The sequence below is a fragment of the Thermoflavifilum thermophilum genome, from assembly GCF_900116565.1.
GTDB classification, from domain to species: domain Bacteria; phylum Bacteroidota; class Bacteroidia; order Chitinophagales; family Chitinophagaceae; genus Thermoflavifilum; species Thermoflavifilum thermophilum.
The window spans coordinates 603,333-628,508 of the sequence record NZ_FPCJ01000001.1; the positions used below are offsets into that span (position 1 = coordinate 603,333).

Here is a 25,176-nt window from a genome sequence, read left to right on the forward strand (position 1 = left end):
TATTAAAAATTAAGGTTTAAGCCTAAGGTAAAAGTCCGAGTTGTTGGGTATTTATCCCTATTATCGTCACCTGGTGCGAGACCACCCCAATATACTTCAGGATCAATTCCTTTATATCTGGTTATAGTCCAAAGATTTAAAGTCGATACATAAATTCTTGCAGATTTTAAATTATTATGATTATGAATTTGGAAACTATATCCTAGAGTAACATTATCGATCTTCCAAAAGTTACCATTCTCCAGATAATAGCTCACATACGCCAGGTCATAATTAAGTCTATATTTTCCGTATACCTTATCAAAAGCTGACTTCAACATGTTATACTGAGTATTCCTCGGGTCCTCATAAAACATGCGAATAAAGTCTAAAATCTGAAATCCAAAAGCGCCATGCATGTTTATGCTTAAATCAAAATTTTTGTACTGAAAACTGTTATTCCATGATAAATGATATTTTGGAATACCATTTCCTAAATATCTCTTATCATCTTCAGAAGCATTTCGAATTGAAATCCTTTTATTATCCTTGCTAAGTATTATCCACGCACCCGTACTATCTATATCAACAGACTCCCATCCATAAAACTCACCAATGGGCTTCCCTACCTCTACCCTATGTGTATAAGTTTGAATAGGTTCTCCCGTATAGCCAGTATTAAAATAATCCTGATTTAATTTAAATTGACTGTTATTTATGGATACCAGTTTATTTCTATTAGTTGAAAACGTTAAACTAGAATTCCATTGCAAAATCTGATTATGTACAGGTGTAAAATTTACTAAAAGTTCTATTCCCTCGTTTCTCATTCTACCCACATTTGCAAGAATTGAACCATACAAGTACGGCGGTACTGGAACTGGATAATTATAAAGCATATCCTTAGTATCACGCCGATATACATCTATACTTCCGTTAATACGCTCGTGAAATAATCCAAAGTCAAGTCCTATATTGTATTCTTCTTTTTGTTCCCACCTTAGGTTAGGATTAGGATTTCTTGTTGGAGAAAGTCCTTGTATCCACTGCCCATTATATAAAAACCAGTCACCATAATTTATGGTAGTTAATGCATCATAATCATCTGATGGTGCAGTTCCTGTAATTCCATATCCTGCACGAATCTTTAAATCACTTATTACGTGATTAGATTGAAGAAAAGGTTCCTGGCTGATCCGCCATCCCACAGAAATTCCAGGAAACATCCCCCAACGATAATTAGATCCAAATTTAGAAGATCCTTCCCTGCGTAAACTTGCCATTAAAAGATATTTATCTGCGTAACTATAATTTAATCTCCCAAAAAATCCTATAAGTTTCCATGCACTTTTCCCACTACTCATTACTGCACTTCCTTGCGTAAGAGCTGATCCGGCACCCATGTTATTGTATCCATATATATCAGTTGGAAAATACCAGTTTTGCATCCAGTATCCCTCATCTGTAGCATCTTGGTAGCTATACCCTCCAAGCAAAGTGAAATTATGTTTGCCAAACTGGTGTGTATAATCAGTCGTAAATTCCAACAATCTATCTTCTGTTGCTGATGTACCACGAGATGCATAAGAATTACCCCATCCATTTCGTGCATTTGCTGGATAATTTTTGTTAGTAGCATAACCTCTTACTTGCGTCCAGTTATTGTCGGATAATAGTAATTTCAAATTAAGCCCATTTATTGGTTTATATAAAACTGTTCCGTTAAGTCTTATCTCCCTTTCTTTATTCATTCCATCAACTCCCCACAGTAATGCAACAGGGTTATCATAAAAATATCCATCCCGTGTCACATATGTACCATCTGCATGGTAAATACTATCTGTCGGATTTCGGATCAATGCTTGCCTGTATATATAAGTATCAAAACTATATCCATCACCTCCCGTCCAATATTCGCGCTTAGTAAATATTCCATTAAAATGAAATTGCAGCTTGTTATTCAACATATTCTGATTCAAATCAATATTTCCTCTTAATTGATGATCATTAGATCTTTTTAACAAACCTTCCCAATTTCTATAATTAATATCAATGGTATAGTTAGTTTGATGATCTCCTCCCTGAAACAAAAAATTATGAGTGTGGCTAATTGGATTTCTTGATATCGCCTTAAACCAATCAGTAGAGGTACCATAATCCTGAAAGGGAATACCCTCTTTTATTAATCTTCGGTAATCATCTGCAGTCAAAAATTGAGGCCTCCTGGCAATTGTTTGAAGACTTACATAACCATCATATTCTAATGTTGGTTCTTTTACCCCCTGTCCTTGCTTAGTGGTAATTAAAATCACACCATTTGTTGCCCTTGTTCCATAAATTGCTGCTGCAGATCCATCCTTTAATACGTCTATTGAAGCAACATCTTCCGGAGCCACCGTATTTAGATCACCAGGTATTCCATCAATTAACACTAACGGAGCAGTCGAAGACATCAAAGTAGAAATTCCTCTCAGGCTGATTACTGAACTTGCAGTTGGATCTCCACTTGGCTCTTCAACTGTCAATCCGGCTACTTTCCCTGTAATTAACTGACCTATATCCCGAACGGATCCTTTTAGAAAGTCTTTAGACTTTACACTTCCTACTGCCCCGGTTACATCTTCCCTCCTCTGCGTACCATATCCAATAACAACTAACTCATTTAGTACACTAGAAGAAGGAGTCAATTCTATATTTATTGTTGACCTGTTACCTACAGAAATTCTTTGTTCCGCATATCCCACAAATCTAAAAATCAAACTATCACCCGGCTGTGCATTAATAGCATACCTACCATTTGCATCGGTTATAGTTCCGATATTCTTTCCTGCAATTAATACTGTAACTCCACTCAATGGGTTATGCGTATCCGATGCAACCACTCTCCCTTGCACTCTATTTTGAGAATAAACATTTAAATGTGCAAGTAAAAGTAGCAACAGAACGAAGAACAAAGAAGAGCATTTCTTTCCAAGGGTAACAAAGGAGCCCATAAGTTAAAAATTTTAAGTGTTAATAAATAAATTGTATTTAGTACATTTATTTAACTATTTATATAAAAAACGCCAAAGGCGTTTAATCAATACTTTACAACTTGTTACGACTTCAACCAGTTTATGTATCAATTGCTTCTAAATGGTAATTTATTGCTTTAATAATAAAATTACTTAAACAAATCTAAATCAGATAGTCGAAAAACTTTTTAAGAATTTTGATGAAATTTTGTACAATTTTGACATATGTTATTTATACAATTAATACATTGATTTTCATCAAATTACTACAGTTTCAGACTTTATCTAGGAAATTTAACTATTAGTAGTATTTCATAAAAGAAAGTGCGGGCTACATTTTAAAGAAGCGGTGTGCGACCATTGGATTCAAAAACTTGTCCGCGAATGAGATGCGATTGCTGGGCTAATACCGGCCCGCCAAAGAAAAGCAACAGAGCAGAAAAGGCAACAGATAAAATTCGACCGCTCTGGCAGTGGGTGGAGTTTCGCTTCATGATATCTGGTTTTAATCGTGAATAATCAATTCATCAATATGTTTTTAATTGTATTTTATACATTTATAAAGCAACCCACAGAAAAAGTCGCTTCTTACAGCGACCACTTTCCTATCTGACTAATTGCCTTTCGGATGAATAACCTTTACCCAACAAAATTTCAAAACAAATATAAGAAAAAAAACGTAAAAGCAACACTTATCGAAAAAATTTTTTCACTCCACCCTCACCGCCACTTCCGATGTAGGTAAACCCGCTGCCGTAGCGGTCAACACAATAGTTCCGGGTTGCCTTACGGATCGAATCACCACCAGGCATCGGCCATGCCAGGCTTTGCGATAGGGCTGCTGGTAGCTTTCCGTGCTCATGGGATTGGCATTTCCTACACCTACAATCTCACCCGGACCTTTAATCTGAAAATGGACTTCATTGGTAGCCTTGGGATTGCGCACCCCATTACGATCCACGATTTCCACCGTCACATAACATAAATCCTCTCCATCGGCATGGATTATATTCCGGTCGGGAATCAGCCTGATGCGCGCAGGGGCCTGTGCTGTCTGCAACACGGCCTCATGCACGCGCTGACCTTGTGTATAACCCACAGCTTCCAACCGCCCGGCTTGATAGGGCACCTGCCAGACGGCAATATAGCGATTGCTGCTATCGGTTTTCTTTTTGCCCAATGATTTTCCATTCAACAACAATTCCACCGAATCACAAGATGAATATACATGCACTTCCAGTGACCTACCCTCCTCACCCGGCCAGGTCCAATCGGCCACCACATCTTCCCAACCCCAATAGCTCATGGTTTGGTATTTGGGATGGCCGGGAAAAGAAGAATGAGGCGGTTTCACAAATACACTGATCTGGTTTTTCTTCCACAACACATCCCGATAATAAGACTGGGGGCGCTTCCAGCCGCATATATCGATATCTCCACAATAAGCCAGCGTCCAGGGATAGAATTGCTGGGATTGAGGATATTCCAGCCAGCCAATGCTGGCTTCGCCTATATAATCCCAGGCTGTCCACACAAAATCGCCAATCACCCAGGGGCGATGTACGGCTGCATTCCAAAAATCAAATGCCATCAGCGGGAAAGATTCCGTAGCCATCATGATGCGATTGGGGTGGCGCTGATGATCGATATCATAATGATCAAAAGCGTAATTGTATCCGCATATATCCAGCGCCGAAAAAAACGAATCTTTTCTTTCATTCACATTGTTTACTGCTGCGGTTACCGGCCTTGTTGAATCGAGCTGATGCACTTCAGCGGCCAGCCGATGGGCCATGGCTGCTACACGCGGGCTGTCCATATTGGGAATTTCATTGCCAATGCTCCAGATGATCACGGAAGGATGATTATAGTCGCGATCAATCGTGCTCTGCAAATCTTTCTTCCACCAGCGATCGAAATACAGATGATAATCAAACGGCGTTTTGGGATCTTCCCACATATCGAAGGCTTCGTCAATCACCAGCATGCCCAGGCTATCGCAGGCATTTAGAAATGAGGGCGATGGCGGATTATGTGCACATCGGATGGCGTTGAATCCATTGGCTTTTAAAATGGCCACCCTTCTTTCTTCTGCTCGGTCATAGGCACGCGCCCCAAGCGGACCGTTATCATGATGCACGCAACCGCCGTGTAACTTTAAAGGTTTCCCGTTGAGCTGAAATCCATGTTCGGGATCAAATGAAATGGTTCGGATTCCAAACTTAACTGCTTCTTCATCGGCAAGTTGGTTGTTTTGATAGATTTCAATCCTGGCTTTATAAAGCTGAGGGGTATCTAACGACCAAAGGGCTGGATCTGGAACGGAAACTTGCTGCGATATGGCGGCAGCCTGATGGGCCGGCAAGGTACACAACGTATCTATTCGCGCCACTTCCTGATGGAGAGGGTTTAAAATATGGGTAATGAGCCTGACATTAGCCACATCGGAATGGGTATTGGTAATTTGTGTGCGAACAGATATCGTGGCTTGATGATGTGCCACATTTGTGGTGTTGACATGCACTCCCCAAAGATTGATGTGAAGCGAATCCACAAGCATGAGCCATACATGCCGATAAATACCTGACCCTGCATACCAGCGACTGTTCCATCCTTCATTTTTCACTTCCACAGCCAATACATTGTTTTGGTTCCATTGCAGATAAGGACTGATATCATACCAGAAGCTGGTATATCCATAGGGATGATTGCCCAGGTGATGGCCGTTGATCCACACATCAGCATTCATGTACACACCTTCAAACAATATCCACACCTGCTTGCCTTTTGTATTCTCGGGCAAACGGAAAGTCTTCCGGTACCAACCTGTGCCTCCTGTTGTAAATCCTCCACTGGCTTGTGTGTTGGCATTGCTGTCGAAAGGAGAACGTGTACCTGGCAAATCTTCTATGCTCCAATCGTGTGGTAAATCTACTGTGCGCCAGTTGTGATCATCAAAATCGGGTTCCTGCGCTCCCTGTGCACCGCCCCGATGAAATTTCCATCCCTCATCAAACAATAAGCGCACCCTTGCCTGGTTAGGATTAACCATGATTTTTTGCTGGGCTGGAAGAAGATTTGTGAAAAACAAGTATATCCCCATCAAGGCAAATAACCTGAAGAAGGAGTTACCACGTGCATGCATAGATACTTGATTCTATAAGTTCATACCAAATGGAGTGTCAAAATAACATTTTTATTTCAGGAAACAAAAAAGTTGTTCTGATTCTCTTTAGCAAGTGAAAAACGACAAACTATGAGGACGCCAAGGGATGATGATGTACGGGCGTGTGAGGAATGGGGATGCAAAGAAAAAGGCAATCACGATTTCATCATCGCAATTGCCTTCCCGGTAGCGAGGATGGGAGTTGAACCCATGACCTCAGGGTTATGAATCCTGCGCTCTTACCAACTGAGCTACCTCGCCAAAGAATCGGCTGCAAAGCTACATGTTTTCCGGGTTGAGTCCAAACTTCACAGCACCTGAAAAGAAAGCAGATTCTGGTCGCCCAGGTAAGCTTCCAGATAATCGCCCACTTCCACGGGACCTACGCCGGCAGGCGTACCGGTGAAAATGAGGTCGCCAATGTTCAAAGTAAAAAACCGCGATGCGTAACTGATGATTTTATCAAAGCTGAACAGCATATCGCGGGTGTTTCCTTCCTGCACTACCTGTTCGTTTTTCAGCAGGCGAAAACTCAGGTTCTGCAGATCCATTTGCGGAGTGATGGGAATAAAATCGCCCACAACCGTTGAATTATCAAAAGCCTTGGAAATTTCCCAGGGCAGGCCTTTTTCCATGAGTTTGCGTTGCAGATCGCGAGCCGTAAAGTCAATGCCCACTGTAATGCGATCATAATACCGGTTGGCAAATTTTTCCTGGATGTGTTTGCCGTTTTTTGAAACCCGCAGCACCAGCTCGCATTCGTAATGCAATTCTTCCGTAAAATCGGGATAATAAAAAGGCTGGTTGTTCTGGAGCAAGGCTGTTTTGGGTTTCAAAAAGATGATGGGCTCTTTGGGTACTTCATGTTTTAGTTCTTGGGCATGCTCAGCATAATTACGCCCTACGCAGATGATCTTCATACTTTTTGAAATTTAGGGTTATCCAAATAAACATGATATTTTGTTCAGGAAGTTGATCCATTTTCCAGTTTGATTTTACGGGCATTGAACTCATTCATGGTAGCCTCAATTCCTCTGCTGATGAAACTTTCCAGGATTTCTACACAAAGCGAAATTTTTTTTTGAACCATTTCCCACTCTTCAGGCTTCCATTTCCCCAGCACATATTCCACTTGTTGTCCCTTTGGAAAATGCTGTCCGATACCAAACCGCAAACGGGCAAACTGCCGGGTGCCCAGCATTTCTTCAATATGCTTCAATCCGTTGTGCCCCCCATCGCTACCACCAGGCCTCAATCGCACCGTATCCAGCGGAAGCGCTATATCATCTACCACGACCAACAGCTGCTCCAGGGGAATTTTTTCTTTATCCATCCAGTACTTGACAGCCTTGCCACTCAAATTTACATAGGTGGTAGGTTTAATTAAAATCAGCTGTTTCCCTTTCCAGCGACCCTCAGCCCGATGGGCATAGCGGTCGGGTTGAAACACCATATCATGTCGGGCAGCAAATGCATCCAGCACATCAAAGCCTATGTTATGCCGCGTATGCACGTATGCTTCACCCACATTTCCAATACCCACGAGTAAATATTTCATGCATGCTGAATTTTGAATCCCCTGCAGCCTGCTCCATTCTTTCTTTCATCCTGATAATGAGCTAACAAAAATAAAAAATCCAGATTTCGATTTGCCAATTGCTGCCTATGCAGCTGTGACTTTCTTTTCTTTTATTCGAGCATCTGCGTTCATGCGGTTTCTTGTGGTTTTAGCCATTTGTTTCGCCAGGGTGTAATGAGATAAAACACCCCTACGCCTGCTCCGATCATAATCAAACCTGATAGCACAAATTTCCATCCCGTTGAAATGAATATGGCCAGCCAGGCCAGGATTGACAGGAAAAGCGGAATGGGATATGCAATCATGCGAAACGGAAAATGGCTGCGATCGAGCCGGCGATGCAGGAGCCAAAGCCCCACTGCCTGCCCGATAAACTGCACCAGGATGCGCATGGCCAGAATAGCGCTAATCACCTGCTCTATCCTGAACAACAGACTGAAAATAAAAGCCAGGGCACTTAAAGCAAGCAGAGAAATATGCGGAAAATGCCGGGTAGGATGTGTTTTGGAAAATATGGGGAAAAAATATCCATCCGATGCGGCTGCATAGGGCACCCGCGAATAGCCCAGCATCAGCGAAAACAAAGAGGAAAAGGCAATCCACAGAATCAGCAGGGTGGCCACTTTGGCCCATGATGTGCCAAATAATTGTTCGATAAATATACTCACCGCCAGGCCATTGTGCTGAGCTCCCGGTTGTATCCCCTGCGCCAGGCTGATGTTCATCAACAGGTAAAGCAATGCAACGCCGGCTATGGAGAATTGCATGCTGCGGGGAATATTGCGCGCAGGATTTTTGATTTCTGCCCCCAGATGGCAAACATTGTAATACCCCAGATAGGAATACATGGCCTGCACGGTAGCATGCCCCATTACCGCCATGATGCTGGCCTGCCAGAAGTTATTCCTGAAATGCAGCCCCTGTACTGAATGGTGGATGTGTATGCTCCAGGCTCCACCGGCAATTATCCAGATCATGGTGAGCATGACGCCAGCCCACAGCCAGACGGATATTTTCCCGATTGTTTCTATGCGACGAAATAAAAGTATGGTGATACAAACAATGATGCTGGCTGAAAGCAGTTTTTGCCCCCAAAAGCCCAGCGGGAAGAGATAGCGAGCATACTGAGCAAAGCCAATAGACGCCGAAGCGGCTACCAGCGGAGCCTGCACCATGGTTTGCCAAACAAACAGGAAAGGCATAAGCCTGCCCCAGGAATATGTACCATAGGCTGCTTTTAAAAACTGATAACTGCCACCGGCTAAAGGAAAAGCCGCACCCAATTCTGACCAGATCAAACCATCAAGGGCGGCAATCAATGCTCCTGCCAGCCAGGGAATCAGGAACCATCCCGGGCCCAGCTGTTGCATAATCAATGGAATCACGATGAAAGGACCTATGCCTATCATCTCAATCATATTGATGCTGGTAGCCTGCCAGAGGGTTACCGCCCGGTGCAGCCCGGGAGACGAGGAAGAAGATGGCTGGTGGGATGCGGATGAAACAGATGATGGGTGGGGCTGAGACATGCCATTAAGATCAAAAAATAAAGGCTGATGAAAATGCAACATTCATCAGCCCTCTGCTTTTTACCAAATAACTTCAGGATTTCTGGGCTGCTGCGGCTTCTTCCTGACGAAGAGCTCTTGTAGCCACCACAGAAGCCAGTGGAATGCGCGGAGCATGTAGAATTTCAAAATTCTCCACATGCACATCCTCCACCCGGATATTCTGGTTGATGCCCAGATGATCCAGATTTACTTCAATATGTTCTTTCAGATAACGTGGATAGGTGCGTACTTTCAGGGATTTCATCTTCACTACCAGTTTACCGCCCTGTTTTACTCCTTCCGGGGTTCCGGTAAACAGAATCGGCAGGGTAACCGTCACTTTCCGATCTTCCACCAGCTCCAGAAAATCCACATGTATCAGTTCGTCGGTAAGAGGATCAAACTGGCGATCTTTCAATACACAACGGTATGATTTCCCATTGATCTGCAATTCGGCAAGTTGAAATTCAGCAGTGTGAATCAAGGGTTTGAAAGCCTTGGCTGGCGCATGGAAATGAATATTTTCAGCACCTCCATATATTACTCCCGGCACCTGCCCCGACTTCCGCAGCTGATGCAGGGCACTTTTGCTACCCAACGTTTCCTGAGCCCTGAGCTGACCTTCAATGACAATTGTTTTCATATGGTTGTTTTTATTTTATAGCACTTACAGATTTCTGCGCTGGCTGTGGATAAACAGGCTGGTAATCGATTTGTTTTCATAAGCATTGCGGATGGCTACTGCAAACAGCTCTGACACGCTTACCACTTCAATCTTGGAACATTGTTTCTTCAACGGAATGGTATCGCATACCACCAGTTGTTCCAATGCTGAGTTTTCAAGGTTTTCATACGCATTGCCGCTTAGCACCGGATGCGTACAAAAAGCCCGAACGGAACGAGCTCCTTTTTCTTTCAGCAAGGCTGCCGACTTGCAGAGCGTACCGGCTGTATCCACAATATCGTCAATGATCACAATGTCCCGATCTTTCACATCCCCAATCACCACCATGCTGGCAATCTCATTGGCGCGTTTGCGATGTTTGTCGCAAATCACCATTTCAGCATTGAAATAGGAAGCTACTTCCCGAACCCGGTTGGTACTTCCCACATCGGGGGATGCAAAGGTAAGATTTTCCAGATTAAGGCTTTCAATGTACGGGATGAAAATAGCGGAGCTATCCAGATGGTCAACCGGAATATCGAAGAATCCCTGAATCTGGGGCGCATGTAGATCCATCGTGATGATGCGGTTAGCCCCTGCAGCCACCAGCATGTTGGCTACCAGCTTGGAACCTATGGCCACCCTGGGCTTATCTTTCCGATCCTGGCGGGCATAGCCAAAATATGGGATGACAGCCGTGATATACCCGGCGGAAGCCCTGCGAGCGGCATCAATCATCAGCAGCAATTCCATCAGATTATCGGCAGGCGCACAGGTGCTTTGCACCAGAAACACATAATCGCCCCGTATGCTTTCGAGAAAAACAGGCTGGATTTCTCCGTCACTGAATTGCTCAATTTTGATTTTGCCCAGGCCATTTCCGTAATGAGCAGCAATTTTTTCCGCCAGGTAACGGGAGCGTGTGCCTGAAAAAATTTTTACGTTGGGTTGCATGGAAGGAAGCAGTGAGCGGCAAAATTAACAAACCCCCGGAATTGCTCAATGATCCGGAAAGAATATCGAGAAGAATAATTTGAATTGCATTGCAGGTATTGACCCGATCAATTATTTTTGGGATGGCCTGAATGGATTCAAACCCTTGTCTATTGTATTTCATGGAATCTACCCTGGTATATCAAATCGCACTTACCCGCATCCCGATGATCGGCTATGGATTAGCGCGGGAATTGCTGAAACATTTTGACGGAAATCCGGAAGCTATTTTTAGGGCCCGGCAAATGGATCTGGAACGCATTCCGGGTATTGGCCCTTTGCGGGCGAAGGCTATTCGGGAATTCCGTGATTTCCAAGGTGTGGAAAAAGAAATTCGTTTATTGGAAAAATATCATATCCAAACCTGCTTCATCACAGATGCCCTATACCCACCCCTGCTCAGGGATTGTCCGGATGCACCTGTGCTGCTGTATTATCGCGGACAGATTGATTGCAACAACAAAAAAGTACTCAGCATCGTGGGCACTCGCCATCAAACACCGTATGGCCGCGAGCTTTGTACCCAATTGATACAAAATCTGAAAAGTTATGATCCGATTATTGTGAGCGGATTGGCTCTGGGTATTGACATTACCGCACACCGGGCAGCTCTGGAAAACGGGCTGACAACCCTGGCAGTTTTGGCTCACGGCCTGGACCGGATTTACCCTCCCCAACATCAGGCTATTGCCCGGCAAATGCTGGAACATGGCGGATGGATCAGCGAATTTGCTCCTGGCACCCAGCCAGAAAAGGAACATTTTCCCCAGCGTAACCGCATCATTGCGGGCATAAGCGCAGGCACGCTGATCGTGGAAACAGGCATCAGCGGAGGATCCATGATTACCGCGCATCTCGCGGCGAGCTACCAGCGTGTAGTCATGGCATTGCCAGGTCGAGTAACGGATGTGCGGTCAGCTGGCTGTCTATCGCTGATTCGAAATCAGGTAGCCGTGCCCATCACAACAGCCGAAGATATTGCAGAGGAATTGGGTTGGAAACAAGCGCCTAAACCTGCCCCTGTAAAACCACCTTCGCTGTTTCATGCATGGAGCCCAGCGGAACAAGCTATTGTGGATTTGTTTGCAGAAAAAAACCCACGCCACGTGGAAGAAATTTATCTTTATAGCGGCCTGAGCAGTACGGAAGCGGCTTCTGTGCTGCTGCAGCTCGAATTGCAAGGCTACTTGCGAAGCATACCGGGCAAAATGTATGAGTGGATAGGCTGAATCAAACACATTTAGCGGGAATCGTAAGCCCATTTTAAGTACAGAGCACCCCAGGTAAACCCTCCTCCAAAAGCAGCCAGAATCAGGTTATCACCTTTTTTCAATTGGGATTCATAATCCCAGAGGCAAAGCGGAATGGTGGCTGCGGTGGTGTTACCATAACGCTGAATATTGAGCATTACTTTTTCTTCGGGCAAGTTCATGCGATGCGCTGTGGCATCAATAATGCGTTTATTGGCCTGATGCGGCACCAGCCAGGCAATATCTTCGCCCTTCAGCTGATTCCGTTGCATTACTTCGTAAGCTACTTCGGCCATATCCACCACGGCAAACTTAAACACCGCCTTCCCTTCCTGATATACGAAATGCTCACGGTTCATCACGGTTTCCATGCTTGCCGGCCTCAAAGAACCTCCTGCTTTCATATGCAGATACTGGCATCCTTTGCCATCGCTTTTCAGTAAAAAATCAATCACCCCATAGCCTTCTTCCGCTGGCTCCAGCAGCACCGCACCAGCCCCATCGCCAAACAGGATACAGGTGGTTCGGTCCTGATAATCCACTATGCTGCTCATTTTATCCGCACCTACCACCACCACCTTTTTGTAACGCCCCGACTCAATAAACTGAGCGCCCGTAGCCAGCCCGTATAAAAACCCGGAACAGGCTGCAGCCAGATCAAATCCCCATGCACGGGAAGCCCCCACTTTATGGCAAATCAGGTTGGCTGTGGCCGGAAAAACCATATCGGGTGTGGTTGTACAACAAATAAGCAGTTCAATTTCTTCCGGCGAAATGCCTTGCCTGGCACACAGGCGCTTCACTGCTTCCGCACCCATATCAGAAGTGGCCTTACCAGGTTCTTTCAAAATACGCCTTTCCTTGATGCCCGTGCGGGTAGTAATCCATTCATCCGTGGTATCAACGATTTGTTCAAGCTCCTGATTGGTAAGTACATAGTCGGGGACATAACCTCCAACAGCGGTAATAGCAGCTTTTACAGATTGCATGTGCGACGGCGGAATGAAGTTTTTTGAATGTCGGCAAAGTTAATTGAATAATCGCGAATCCGCAAAGCAGGAAACATTGATCGGATTGCAGCCCTATTTATCTGTTCAAGTATTTTTCACCTTTCGATCCACAAATGCATAAACCTCTGTATTTTGCTATTTCAGAATTAAATCCTTCCGCATGTTCGCATACCTTACCGGCAAAATCACCTATCGTTCACCAGCCGTGATTCACCTCGATGTGCAAGGTGTGGGTTATGAAATCCAAATCAGCCTCAATACGTTTTCCCAAATTGCAGGTCTGGAAGAATGCCGGCTTTATACCTATCTGCATGTACAGGAAGATGCACATACCTTGTATGGATTTTATCATCCGGAAGAAAAAGAAATATTTTGTTTACTTATAGGCGTCTCGGGTATAGGTGCTGCTACTGCGCGGATGATTCTTTCCCGCCTCACTCCGGAAGAGGTTCACCGGGCTATTCTGTCGGAAGATGAACAGATGTTGTCGAGCGTGAAAGGGATAGGCCCGAAAACAGCTAAACGCCTGATATTGGAGCTGAAAGACAAAATGCTGCAGCTCACATCATCCAGAATAACCACCCCAACTGATGCACCCACCAGCCCGGCTGACGCGTTTGCCATTCCTTCACACAATAGCTTTGCACGGGATGCGTTAAATGCATTGATAGCTCTGGGTATAGCTAAACAAACGGCCGAAGCTGCAGTAAGCAAAGCCTTGAAGGAAGCTACACCTCAAAGCCTGGAAGATTTGATTAAGCGTTCGCTGAAATATGCCTGATTCCGGATGAAAAATGATTGTGAATCCACCCCAGATTTTTTTCGAAAGCAATGACGCATTCCTGTCTGCCGACAGGCAGGTATGTCTGTCCATCCAGCAGATATTCCAATCTTCATGGACGCCGTATAGCCAGTATTGTGACATGATGTTTATGCAATCCTTAACATGAAGATCCGTAACCCCATAGTTTTTTTTGCTTGCTGGACGGTTCTTCAACTTCTTGCCGGCCCTATAAGCCATGCTTTCCCCGTTGCCCGGAACCACACTGCTATCCAACTCCCAGCACTTAACAGGCCTTTTGCGCAGGCTGATAGCTTGCCTGCAGATTCCCTGCCACCCTGGAGCCGGCTGCAGGATAGCCGGATGGCCGGTTTGCCCGATGCCAGCCAGCCTACGCTGGACCTAAGGGATCCGTCCAACATCCAGAAGGTTGTGGAATATGATCCTCTTACCCAACAATATGTATTGATCGAAAAAATCGGTGATCAGTATTATCGCTTCCCTACCACCCTGAGTTTTGATCAGTTTTACCAACTGGAAGGCCAGAATCAGGAAAACCATTACTGGCTGCAGCATTCCCTGCTGCTGGATCAGCTGAATAGAAGTGATAGCCTGCCCTCCCTGTACCACGGAGCCAAGCTGTTTAACCGCATATTCGGCGGTACCCAGGCCAACATCCGCCCGCAGGGGAATATTGACCTCACCTTTGGCTATCAGGGACAAAATTATCAGAACCTCACGCTCCCGGAAAGGGCAAGAAAAACCGGTGGATTTGATTTTAACATGAACATCAATATGAATGTGGTGGGGCAAATTGGCAGCAAACTCAAGATTACCACCAACTACAACACACAGTCAGTCTATGATTTTGAAAAGCAAGTAAGGCTGGAATATACGGGCGATGAAGATCAAATCATCCGCAAAATTGAAGCAGGCAATGTGAGTTTTCCCCTTCGCAGTTCACTGATTACCGGCGTTCAATCGTTGTTTGGAGTGAAAACACAACTGCAGTTCGGCCGATTGTCTGTCACCACCATCCTGTCCAACCAACGGTCCCAAAAACAAAGCATTACCATCCAGAATGGTTCCCAGACCCGCACCTTTGCCATTCAGGCCGATCAATATCTGGAAAATCAGCATTTTCTGCTGGCGCAATATTTCCATGATCATTTTGCCGAAGGCATGGCCGACCTGCCTGTGGTGAAATCGCAGATCTATATTACTCGCATCGAAGTGTGGGTGACCAACAAATCGGGCGCTACCACCAATGCCCGCGAAGTGGTGGGACTGATGGATCTGGGTGAATACCAGCCTTACAATCCCAATGTGCACGCACTCACAAGCCTGCCCCTGCCTCAGAATGACGCCAACGACGAATATGCCAATCTGGCGAATAATCCTGCTGCCCGCAATTCCACCACGGTGGTTTCAACCCTGCAGGCGCTGGGGCTGCAGCCTGTGCAGGATTTTGAAAAAACCTATGCCCGCAAACTCGATTCCACCGAATACACCGTGAATCGCCAGCTTGGCTATATTTCCCTGAACCGCCCCCTCCAACCCGATGAAGTGCTGGCCGTAGCTTATCAATACACCTACAACGGCAAAGTGTATCAGGTAGGCGAATTCTCGCAGGATGTGCCGCCCGATCCGAACACCACCAATCCCAAAGTACTGTTTCTGAAACTGCTCAAAGCCACTTCTGCTCAACCCCGCCTGCCCATCTGGCAGCTGATGATGAAAAACATTTACTCGATTGGTGATTATCAGATCAGCAAGGACAATTTTGTGCTGAACATTTATTATCAGGATCCGGGAGGTGGCGAAAAACGCTACCTGCCCGACGCCCAGGGTGCCTATCAAGGCGCTCCCCTGCTGAGCATCTTGAATCTGGACAGGCTGAATAACCAGAACGACCCCCAGCCCGACGGTCAATTCGACTTCCTGCCCGGCTATACCATCGATCCGCAAAAAGGCTGGATCATTTTCCCCGAGCTGGAACCCTTCGGGAAGGACTTGCTCAAAGCTTTTCCCAATGATCCATCCGTTGCCTCAAAATACCTCTATCAACAGCTCTATGATTCCACCAAAACCATTGCCGAGCAATTTCCGCAATACAACCGCTACATCATGCGGGGCACCTACCAGAGCAATTCTTCGTCTGATATTTTCCTGGGAGCTTTCAATATCCCCCCGGGATCAGTCACGGTTACTGCGGGTGGACAAATCCTCACGGAGAATGTAGATTACACGATTGATTATTCGCTCGGCCGCCTGAAAATCATCAACCAGGCTATCCTGAATTCGGGAGTGCCCATCAACGTGCAATTTGAAAACAATACGCTCTACGGCCAACAATCGCGCAATTACGTGGGCGCTCGATTCGATTATTATGTGAACGATAAGCTCACGCTGGGCTCGACCATTGTGCACATGGGCGAAAGACCTTATTTCACCAACGTAAGCTATGGCGAAGACCCCATCAGCAACACCATCGTGGGCCTGGATGCCAACTACCGATCAGATCTACCCGGCCTCACCCACTGGCTTGACCGCCTACCCAACTATGCCACCACCACGCCGTCTTATATCAATGCCACCGGCGAGGTAGCCCGCCTTTTTCCGGGCCATTCCAAACTGATCAATTACAACGGCCAGGGCACCGTATTTATCGATGACTTCGAAGGAGCCGTATCGGGCTATGATCTCAAATTCCCTTACAACAGCTGGGCACTGGCTTCGACCCCTGTAGATGCCACCGACTCCAGCGGGCGGATACTTTTCCCGGAAGCTACCCTCACCGATTCACTGCCTTATGGTTACAACCGCGCCAAGCTGGCCTGGTACACCATCGAACAATCGCTTGTGGACGGAGGCACCGGCACGCCTGCCTATCTGAAGGAAAACAAAGACCTGCTTTCGGATCTCTACATCCGGCCCGTGTTTCAAAAAGAAGTATTTCCCAACCGAACTACCGACTTCGGCCAGAGCTATATCAACACGTTCGACCTGGCTTATTTCCCTACTGAACGGGGCCCTTACAACTATGTGACCAGCCCCTCGCAGTTGACCCCCGATGGCCATCTGCTGAATCCGGCCAGCCGCTGGGGCGGCATCATGCGCGCACTGGATATCACCGACTTCGAAGCCGCCAATATCGCCTATATCGAGTTCTGGGTGCTCGATCCTTTCCTAAATAATCCTGCAAGCAATGGCGGCGACCTGTATATTGATCTGGGCGATGTGTCGGAAGATATCCAAAAAGACGGAAAACTGTTTTTCGAAAATGGATTGCCTTACCCGCCTGACCTATCGAAGGTGGATTCTTCCGTCTGGGGTTACGTGCCACGTTACCCGGTGCAAATCACCAATGCGTTTGACAACGATCCGGCCTCGCGCCCCTACCAGGATGTGGGTTACGACGGACTTTCCGATAATGATGAAAGAAGATATTACCAGGCTTACCTGAATCAGTTGCTGGCCAATTTCGGACCCAACTCTGCCGTTTATCAACACGCCCTAAAAGATCCGTCCAATGACGACTATCATTACTACAGGGGGGCTGACTATGATGCAGAAAAACTTAGCGTGATTGATCGGTACAAAGACTTCAATAATCCTGACGGCAACTCACCCATTTCCTCTGGGAACAACCCCTATAGCACGGCGGCTACCAACTACCCGGAAACAGAAGACCTGAACCACGATAATACCTTGAATGAGACTGAGCAGTACTACCAGTATCGCATCCACCTGAAACCTAATATGCAGGTGGGGCAGAACTTTATTGTGGACAAACAGGTGAGTACGGTGCAACTGTACAACGGTAAACAGGCCACTGAAACCTGGTATGAATTCCGCATTCCCATCCGCCAGTATGATCATAAGGTAGGTAATATTTCGGATTTCCGCTCCATCCGCTTCATGCGCATGTTTTTAACCGGATTTACCGATAGTGTGGTGCTTCGTTTTGCTACCCTGCAGCTGGTGCGCGACCAGTGGCGGCAATACAATTATTCCCTGCAATATCCCAATGTGCCGATTGATACCCTCAACAGTGCTACTCAGTTCACCATTTCCGCCGTCAACATTGAAGAAAACGCCAGCCGCTATCCCATCCCCTATGTATCGCCTCCCGGCGTACAACGCCAGCAGCTCATCAGTACCAACAACGTAAACCTGCTGAGCAACGAACAATCGCTTTCCCTGAAAGTCATGAACTTGCAGGATGGCGATGCCCGTGCAGTGTTTAAAGATTTGGGTGGAATGGATATGCGCCGGTACAAAACCCTGCGCATGTTCGTCCATGCCGAAGCGGCCGACAATCCCAACGGCCTGCACAACGGCGATGTGCAGCTCATCATCCGGCTGGGCAGCGATTTTGTGAGCAATTATTATGAGTACCGCATCCCGCTGCAAATCACCCCCTGGGGCTCTACATCCCCGCTCACCATCTGGCCCGATTCCAACGACGTGGCCCTCGACCTGGCCAGCCTTACCCGATTGAAGCAGCAGCGCAACCAAACGGGTGCACCCGTGAATGTGCCTTTTACTGCTACCGACAGCTATGGCCGCGTGATGGCCGTGGTGGGAAACCCCAATCTGGGCCAGGTTACCGAGGCTATGATCGGCATCCTGAATCCGAAAAAAGACTCCCTGAACAGCAACGATGATGGACTCCCGAAAAGCGTGGAAGTGTGGTGTGATGAAATGCGCCTGAGCGATCTGGACGAGCACGGTGGATATGCTGCCGTAGGCCGGGTTGACCTTCAGCTGGCCGACCTGGGCACATTGTCGGTTTCAGGCAGCATGCATACCGCAGGCTTTGGAAGCGTGGATCAGAGCGTGAATGAACGGTTTATTGACAATTATCACCAGTTCAATGCCGCCACCTCCCTGCAATTGGGCAAGCTACTGCCCCAGCACTGGGGACTGGTTCTGCCCGTGTACGCCGGCTATTCCCAGGAAGTAAGCAATCCAGAGTACGATCCGTATGATCTGGATATCAAACTAAAAGACAAACTCAAAACCGCACCCACCCGGGCTGCCCGCGATTCTATCCTGGCCCAGGCGCAGACGTTTACTTCCATCAAAACCATCAACTTTACCAATGTCCGCATCCAGCGACAGGGGCATCAGGTGCGCTTCCCCTGGGATATCCAGAACTTCGATGTGAGCTATTCATTCAACCAAACCCTCAACCACAGCCCCCTCATTCAGGGCGACCTGCTCAACCGCCACCGCTTCGGCCTGGGATATACCTACAATGGCCAGGAACGCTTTTTCACCCCATTCCATAACTTGCTGCATGGCAAATCGCGCTACCTGAGCTGGCTGCGCGACCTGAACTTCAACCCGATTCCGGCATTGATAGGTTTCAGGGCCGACATCAACCGCCAATACGAGGTAATTCGCATTCGCAATATCGGCGGCGACCCGTATGGCATCCCGCCGATTTACAACAAATATTTCACGTTCGACCGCTATTACAACCTGCAATGGGACCTGACGCATTCGCTGAACCTGAATTTCAATGCCGTCAACAACGCCCGCATCGATGAGCCGGCCGGCGCTCTCGACACCAAAGCCAAGCAAGATACCGTATGGCAAAACTTCCTTCGCCTGGGCCGCACCACCCAATATGTGCATACTGCCACCCTGAGCTATACCCTGCCCTTCAGCAAATTCCCCATCCTCGACTGGATCAATGCCCGGGCGGGCTACTCGGCTTCTTACCAATGGGTGGCCGCTTCGCGCCTGGCTATGAGCTACGGCAACAACATCAGCAACAGCATGCAGCGACAACTCAATATGGAAATGGATTTCAACCGGCTGTACAACAAATGGAAATTCCTGCGCAACATCAATCAACCCCCACCGCCTGCACGCGACAGCAACGAAAGCCCAGCTCTTTCGCCCTTCATCAAAGCCCTGCTCAAACCTTTGATGATGGTGAAACGCATCGCCATCAACTATAACGAGACGGGTGCCACCAGCCTGCCCGGATACTTGGATAGTACTAAGATTTTAGGCCAGAATCTGAATCCGCTTGTGCCCGGCTTGCCCTTCGCCTTTGGCTATCAGCCCGATTCCAACTGGCTCAACCGCTTTGCAGCCCGAGGCTTGCTGAGCCGCGATACCACTTTCAACATCCAGTACCAGCAAAACTTTACCCAGCAACTCAACGTACAGGCTTCTCTGGAACCCTATCGCGACCTGCGCATTGACCTGAGCATGACCCAATCCTTTTCCAAAACCCATACAGAACTGTTTAAAGACACCACATCCAACACCCCGTTTGTACACCTGAATCCCTACGATGCCGGTGGTTTTCAGATTAGTTTCGTTGCTTTGAAAACCCTGTTTGCTCCTATCAACAATGTTACCGGTATCAGCCAAACCTTCCTGAAATTTGAGCAATACCGCTCCATCATCTCCCAGCGACTCGGCAAGCTCAATCCTTACACCAACGGGCAAATCAACCCCCAGGATCCGGGTTATACGCTTGGATATGGCCGCTATGCCCAGGACGTGCTAATCCCGGCTTTCCTGGCTGCTTATACCGGCAAAGACCCCAACAGCATTGGTCTGCTTAAAACCGGCAATGCCAGCATCCGGTCTAACCCCTTCAGCCGCTACTTCCCGAAACCCAATTGGCAGGTGAGCTATACGGGTTTGAGCCGTCTGCCTTTCCTGAAAGACATCTTCAGCAATGTGATCATCACCCACGCCTATTCCGGCCTGTTGAGCATGAACAGCTTTACTTCTAACCTGTTTTACGAAGACCCGCTACACATCGGCTATCCAGGCTTTATTGATACAGTTTCCGGCAATTATATTCCCTATTTTGCCGTACCTAACATCACGATACAAGAACAGTTATCTCCATTGATTGGTGTGGATATGACTTTCACCAATGGGGTCAATGTGAATGTCCAATGGAAAAAAAGCCGCACCCTGAGCCTGAGCCTGATTGACTACCAGCTTACCGAAATGCGGTCAAGCGAAGTAGATTTCAGCAGCAGCTTCCGCATCCGCAAATTTTCTATTCCCGGGCTGGTAGATAAAAACGGAGAAAAGATTACCAACGACCTGAACTTCCGGATTGACCTGGCTTTCCGAAACGATAAAACAGCCAATAACCTGCTCGATGCCAATCAGGTCATTCCCACCAGTGGACAAAAAGTGGTACGCATTTCACCATCTATCGACTATGTGGTGAACAATCGGCTCAACCTGCATTTCTTCTACGACCGCCAGCAAACCATTCCGGTGATTTCCACTGCCTATCCCATCACTAACACCCAGGCCGGACTCACCCTGCGTTTTATCCTGCAATAAGCTCAACCGTTTTTATGGATAAAATGCGCATTGGCCTGGGCCGTGGGCGTAATCACCAGGTCGTTGATGCATACATGGGGCGGCAGGCTGGTGCAATAGAAAATCACGTCGGCCACATCGGCAGCAGTGAGCGGCTGAAAGCCCTGATACACCTGAGCAGCACGCTGGGTATCGCCTTTAAACCGCACCACAGAAAACTCGGTTTCCACGGCTCCGGGATGCACGGCCGTGACTTTGATGCCATAAGGCAGAAAATCGATGCGCATGGCTTCAGAAAGCGCTTCCACGGCTCGTTTGGTAGCACAGTACACATTGCCATTCGGGTAGGTATCTTTGGCTGCCGTGGACCCGATATTCACGATATGCCCCTGGCGTCGGGCAATCATGCCGGGAGCTATCGCGCGGGTTACATACAGCAGGCCTTTGATATTGGTGTCGATCATCACATCCCAGTCGGCCGGATTGCCTTCATGCAACGACTGTAAGCCCAGGGCGAGCCCGGCATTGTTGATTAGCACATCCACAGCCTGCCATTCGGCTGGCAAGGCCTGAACAGCTTTTTCCACCGAGGTACGATCGCGCACATCCAGATGAAGCACATATACCCGCACACCATGCTGATCCTGAAGCTGCTGTTGCAACTGCTGCAACCTATCTGCCCGGCGACCCGTAATGATCAGATCATCCCCTGCCTGTGCATAACGCGCTGCACAGGCCTTCCCGATGCCCGACGTGGCCCCAGTAATGCAAACGATTCGTGACATAATAAACCAGATTAAATTTTTCGCAATTTACCCGGTTATTTTTCTTCTGAAATCCACTACTTTGCAAAAACATTCATATTTGATCTCATGGAGTTGAATGTAAAACAGGCTTACAATCTCTGGGCAACGCAATACGATACCCAGATCAATGAAACCAGAGACCTGGAGGCCGTAGCATTCCGGGCAATGGCTGGCAACAAAAAAATAGCCCGTGCCCTGGAAATGGGCTGCGGAACCGGCAAAAACACCCTGCATTTGCTTAAGCTGGCACAGCACGTAACAGCTGTAGATTTTTCGGATCACATGCTTCAGGCTGCCCGGGCCAAAATTCAGGTTCCGCATGTAGAATTTGTTCAGGCAGATATCCTGCAGGAATGGACATTTGCGCGTGAGCCCTACGATTGGATTAGCTTCAGCCTGGTGCTTGAGCACGTGGAAGATGTGACAGACATTTTCCGCAAAGCAGCTGCCGTAGCGGCTCCACATGCCCGGCTTTATGTGGGTGAGCTCCATCCGTTCAGGCAATATCTGGGTGGGAAAGCGCAATTTGATACACCCCAAGGCAGTTATGAAGTTCCTGCTTTCACGCATCACGTGTCCGATTTCATCACCGCCGCACACCAAAACGGATGGCAAACGGTGGACCTTCGAGAGTGGTTCGATGATGCAGATCGCACAACTCTACCCCGAATCCTTAGCCTGCTTTTTGAAAAAAATCATTCGCCAATCAATGAATGATTTCCTGCAGCGATTTGGTTTTCTTATCCTCCAGCTGCATTTTTTCGCGGGTTTCCCGACGGGTTTGATATGGCTTGCCAAAACTATATTGCAATCCCAAAAACAACCTGCGTTGCGGCGTGGTGAGGCGGGTTGTTTCGTCGAACAGGTTTGTGGTTTTTAAATGTGTGCTTGCGGTATATGCATGAAAGAATGGCTGCCTGACAGCCAGGAAAGCCATAAACTTATTTTTCAGGAATGGAAAAATCAACATCCCGTCGGCATAGAAAAACCCGGAACCTTTTCCCTGCACATAAACATCTGGCAAATTGTAGGTAGTAGAAACCGACCATCTGTATTTTTTCAGCCACATCCCGCGCAGGTCAAGCCGCACGGAGCCGAAATATCCCTGCTGGTTCAAAGGTATCACCGTAGCATCGGCCTGTACATCAGACGACGGATAGTCCAGATAATAGAAATTGGCCGATACGGTGCTCTGGATATGCTTAAAAAGCGTGAGGCTGGCATACCACGATAAGCCCCAAAGGTTTGCCACATCCACATTAAGATATACGCTGCGCAACACCGAATCATTGAGCGGATAATATACATTTTCAATGCTGTGACGGGTGCGCGCATAGCTAAAAGAAAAAATCTGATAATGGCCTTTCTGATCCTGAAGGGTCAAACGCAATTCTGCATTATCGGTGAGTTCGGGCAGCAACGAAGCATTGCCGCTGCTGAGCTGATAAGGATTGGATGTATTCACAAACGGATTGAGATAATACAATTGCGGGCGATCAATGCGCCTGTTGTATCCGAATGAAAGATTATATTTTTCTTGCTGCCAGCTTCTGTCAATCGATACAGACGGGAATAAATCAGGCTGATGTTGGGAAAACAAGATATCGTGCTGTTGCTGCAAACCTTTATTGTAAGCATATTCTTCGCGAAGGCCTGCCTGCAGATGATAAGCACCAAATGTTTGCTGATAGGAAACATAAGCAGCATAAATATTTTGTGTAAATACAATTTGCTGATCCGTTAGACTTAAAGAATAAAAATGCGTATGAAGTTTTCTGAGATCTACTTTTATACCATATTCAAAACGTTTGCCCTTCAAATCAAGTTGAAATGCATGTTCATCTGAATGGCCTTTGCTGAAAGAAGAAATGAAGTTTTGCAGAATATCATTATTGTCCTGCAACTGATCCCATTGATAGGAAAACACCCATGAATGGAGGGAATCCATCTGATGTTGCCAGTCGGCCGATAGGGTTAACGTGTGATATAAAATAGCATCGCTGGTTTCCATCGTGTCGGTTTGTGTATAGAAGGCATGTTGAATATTTCCGTTGCCTAAGAAAGTCTGCACATTCAGATTCAGGATATCTTTTTGCGTGAGCTCATCGCTCAACATAGCGGTACCATAAAAATTGTTTCGTTTGGGCGTGGTGTGTCCGGAAATTACAGTAGCACGATGCTGGATAGTTTGCTGCAGATAGTCGTCATACGTGCCATTACGCCAGAAATTTTCTATTCCGTTTACCGCATAACCGATCTTTCCGATTTTTCCATTCAAATTCAGGCTATAGTAAGAAGTAGCATACGTATCTACTCCGGTTGAAGCCGTGCCAAAACTGCCTTGCCGGGGCTTTTTCAGTACAATGTTGATAATACCTGCAGTGCCTTCTGCTGAATAGCGCGCAGAGGGATTGGTGATGATTTCAATGCGTTCAATCTGATCCTGCCTGAGGCTTTCCAGATACTGGGTAATATTGCCGGCCATGGCTTTGGCATCTTTGCCATTGATCTGCAGCAAAAAATTAGAACTTCCTTTGAGCTGAATGCCATTCCCTCCGCTTACGCTTACCAGCGGAGCCATGCTGAGAATTTCCAGTCCATTTCGCCCGATGGTGCGTGGGTCACGCTGTACTTCATATAAAATTGCACCGGGTGCAAACTGTAGCACAGGCCGGCTGGCTTCGACCTGCAGGGATGGCAGCTGAGCAGGTGCAGGAACAAGCGAGATCACATGCAGATCCAGGTTGTGCTGGCCGGGTAAAACAATCAGCCGATGTTGTTGAGGACGATAACCCACAAAAGACACTTCCAAACGATACGTGCCCGTATCTACCTGCAAACGGAAATATCCCGAACTATCTGTCGTAACAGAGGCCAGCAGATGGTCAACCGGATACAAAGCATGTACAGCCACAGAAGCATAAGCAAGCGGATGCTGGTTTGCAGAATCAACCACAATGCCATAAAGCTTTGTCTGAGCAACTGTGCCGAAACCAAAACCCAGGATACACAAAAAGAACAGTACACTTTTTTTCATGTTCGATAACAATAAGATTTACGGATACGA

The 25,176-nt window shown here is 47.0% G+C and carries 15 protein-coding genes and 1 tRNA gene; 4 read left to right on the plus strand and 12 right to left on the minus strand.

Annotation, left to right across the window (positions count from 1 at the left end; translation table 11 throughout):
* Window positions 1–2: 2 nt before the first annotated feature.
* The 9 genes from BM367_RS02620 to BM367_RS02655 all read right to left on the minus strand — a co-directional run bounded on the left by BM367_RS02620 (window position 3) and on the right by BM367_RS02655 (window position 10,906).
* The gene (locus BM367_RS02620) at window positions 3–2,972 is read right to left on the minus strand and encodes a SusC/RagA family TonB-linked outer membrane protein (protein WP_092457318.1); all 2,970 of its coding nucleotides are present in this window, start codon (window positions 2,970–2,972) and stop codon (window positions 3–5) included.
* Between the two features lie 359 nt (window positions 2,973–3,331).
* Window positions 3,332–3,487: a hypothetical protein gene (locus BM367_RS12150; RefSeq protein ID WP_177224082.1), complete on the minus strand. Its 156-nt coding sequence runs from the start codon at window positions 3,485–3,487 to the stop codon at window positions 3,332–3,334.
* Window positions 3,488–3,702: 215 nt separating this feature from the next.
* On the minus strand, window positions 3,703–6,045 hold the full coding sequence (locus tag BM367_RS02625; protein WP_092460880.1) for a glycoside hydrolase family 2 TIM barrel-domain containing protein: 2,343 nt from the start codon (window positions 6,043–6,045) through the stop codon (window positions 3,703–3,705).
* A 301-nt stretch (window positions 6,046–6,346) separates the two neighbouring features.
* Window positions 6,347–6,420: transfer RNA gene (locus BM367_RS02630), tRNA-Met, on the minus strand.
* A gap of 47 nt (window positions 6,421–6,467) precedes the next feature.
* On the minus strand, window positions 6,468–7,079 hold the full coding sequence (locus BM367_RS02635) for a fumarylacetoacetate hydrolase family protein (protein ID WP_092457321.1): 612 nt from the start codon (window positions 7,077–7,079) through the stop codon (window positions 6,468–6,470).
* Between the two features lie 44 nt (window positions 7,080–7,123).
* On the minus strand, window positions 7,124–7,717 hold the full coding sequence (pth, locus tag BM367_RS02640; RefSeq protein ID WP_092457324.1) for an aminoacyl-tRNA hydrolase: 594 nt from the start codon (window positions 7,715–7,717) through the stop codon (window positions 7,124–7,126).
* 149 nt (window positions 7,718–7,866) lie between these two features.
* Complete coding sequence (locus BM367_RS02645; RefSeq protein ID WP_092460881.1) at window positions 7,867–9,267, minus strand: APC family permease; 1,401 nt, start codon at window positions 9,265–9,267, stop codon at window positions 7,867–7,869.
* A gap of 73 nt (window positions 9,268–9,340) precedes the next feature.
* Window positions 9,341–9,931: a 50S ribosomal protein L25 gene (locus tag BM367_RS02650; protein ID WP_092457327.1), complete on the minus strand. Its 591-nt coding sequence runs from the start codon at window positions 9,929–9,931 to the stop codon at window positions 9,341–9,343.
* 24 nt (window positions 9,932–9,955) lie between these two features.
* Window positions 9,956–10,906, minus strand: coding sequence for a ribose-phosphate pyrophosphokinase (locus BM367_RS02655; RefSeq protein ID WP_092457330.1), 951 nt, complete (start codon window positions 10,904–10,906; stop codon window positions 9,956–9,958).
* Window positions 10,907–11,067: 161 nt separating this feature from the next.
* On the opposite strand from BM367_RS02655, the gene dprA reads away from it, so the two are divergent.
* The gene (dprA, locus tag BM367_RS02660; RefSeq protein WP_177224083.1) at window positions 11,068–12,174 is read left to right on the plus strand and encodes a DNA-processing protein DprA; all 1,107 of its coding nucleotides are present in this window, start codon (window positions 11,068–11,070) and stop codon (window positions 12,172–12,174) included.
* An 11-nt stretch (window positions 12,175–12,185) separates the two neighbouring features.
* On the opposite strand, the gene BM367_RS02665 is transcribed toward dprA, so the two are convergent.
* Entirely contained in the window at window positions 12,186–13,184 is a 999-nt protein-coding gene (locus BM367_RS02665) for a beta-ketoacyl-ACP synthase III (protein ID WP_092457336.1), read from the minus strand.
* 181 nt (window positions 13,185–13,365) lie between these two features.
* Between BM367_RS02665 and ruvA the strand changes: the two genes are divergently transcribed.
* Together ruvA and sov are read left to right on the plus strand one after the other, a co-directional pair.
* Complete coding sequence (gene ruvA / locus BM367_RS02670) at window positions 13,366–13,986, plus strand: Holliday junction branch migration protein RuvA (RefSeq protein ID WP_092457339.1); 621 nt, start codon at window positions 13,366–13,368, stop codon at window positions 13,984–13,986.
* Window positions 13,987–14,151: 165 nt separating this feature from the next.
* Window positions 14,152–21,324: a T9SS outer membrane translocon Sov/SprA gene (gene sov / locus BM367_RS02675; RefSeq protein WP_092457341.1), complete on the plus strand. Its 7,173-nt coding sequence runs from the start codon at window positions 14,152–14,154 to the stop codon at window positions 21,322–21,324.
* Between the two features lie 2 nt (window positions 21,325–21,326).
* Here sov and BM367_RS02680 read toward each other — a convergent pair whose 3' ends face one another.
* Entirely contained in the window at window positions 21,327–22,088 is a 762-nt protein-coding gene (locus BM367_RS02680; RefSeq protein WP_177224084.1) for an SDR family NAD(P)-dependent oxidoreductase, read from the minus strand.
* A gap of 87 nt (window positions 22,089–22,175) precedes the next feature.
* Here BM367_RS02680 and BM367_RS02685 point away from each other — a divergent pair, with 87 nt between their 5' ends.
* Entirely contained in the window at window positions 22,176–22,826 is a 651-nt protein-coding gene (locus tag BM367_RS02685) for a class I SAM-dependent methyltransferase (RefSeq protein WP_222842558.1), read from the plus strand.
* Here the strand turns inward: BM367_RS02685 and BM367_RS02690 are convergent.
* Window positions 22,816–25,146, minus strand: coding sequence for a TonB-dependent receptor (locus BM367_RS02690; protein ID WP_092457347.1), 2,331 nt, complete (start codon window positions 25,144–25,146; stop codon window positions 22,816–22,818). The two genes, BM367_RS02685 and BM367_RS02690, sit on opposite strands and share 11 nt — an antisense overlap.
* Window positions 25,147–25,176 lie beyond the last annotated feature (30 nt).

Excerpts from the sequence above, each read along its gene's own strand:
- BM367_RS02620 (WP_092457318.1), bottom strand. The coding sequence starts at position 2,972 with ATGGGCTCCTTTGTTACCCTTGGAAAGAAATGCTCTTCTTTGTTCTTC.
- BM367_RS12150 (WP_177224082.1), bottom strand. The coding sequence starts at position 3,487 with ATGAAGCGAAACTCCACCCACTGCCAGAGCGGTCGAATTTTATCTGTT.
- BM367_RS02625 (WP_092460880.1), bottom strand. The coding sequence starts at position 6,045 with ATGGTTAATCCTAACCAGGCAAGGGTGCGCTTATTGTTTGATGAGGGA.
- BM367_RS02635 (WP_092457321.1), bottom strand. The coding sequence starts at position 7,079 with ATGAAGATCATCTGCGTAGGGCGTAATTATGCTGAGCATGCCCAAGAA.
- pth (WP_092457324.1), bottom strand. The coding sequence starts at position 7,717 with ATGAAATATTTACTCGTGGGTATTGGAAATGTGGGTGAAGCATACGTG.
- BM367_RS02645 (WP_092460881.1), bottom strand. The coding sequence starts at position 9,267 with ATGTCTCAGCCCCACCCATCATCTGTTTCATCCGCATCCCACCAGCCA.
- BM367_RS02650 (WP_092457327.1), bottom strand. The coding sequence starts at position 9,931 with ATGAAAACAATTGTCATTGAAGGTCAGCTCAGGGCTCAGGAAACGTTG.
- BM367_RS02655 (WP_092457330.1), bottom strand. The coding sequence starts at position 10,906 with ATGCAACCCAACGTAAAAATTTTTTCAGGCACACGCTCCCGTTACCTG.
- dprA (WP_177224083.1), top strand. The coding sequence starts at position 11,068 with ATGGAATCTACCCTGGTATATCAAATCGCACTTACCCGCATCCCGATG.
- BM367_RS02665 (WP_092457336.1), bottom strand. The coding sequence starts at position 13,184 with ATGCAATCTGTAAAAGCTGCTATTACCGCTGTTGGAGGTTATGTCCCC.
- ruvA (WP_092457339.1), top strand. The coding sequence starts at position 13,366 with ATGTTCGCATACCTTACCGGCAAAATCACCTATCGTTCACCAGCCGTG.
- sov (WP_092457341.1), top strand. The coding sequence starts at position 14,152 with ATGAAGATCCGTAACCCCATAGTTTTTTTTGCTTGCTGGACGGTTCTT.
- BM367_RS02680 (WP_177224084.1), bottom strand. The coding sequence starts at position 22,088 with ATGTCACGAATCGTTTGCATTACTGGGGCCACGTCGGGCATCGGGAAG.
- BM367_RS02685 (WP_222842558.1), top strand. The coding sequence starts at position 22,176 with ATGGAGTTGAATGTAAAACAGGCTTACAATCTCTGGGCAACGCAATAC.
- BM367_RS02690 (WP_092457347.1), bottom strand. The coding sequence starts at position 25,146 with ATGAAAAAAAGTGTACTGTTCTTTTTGTGTATCCTGGGTTTTGGTTTC.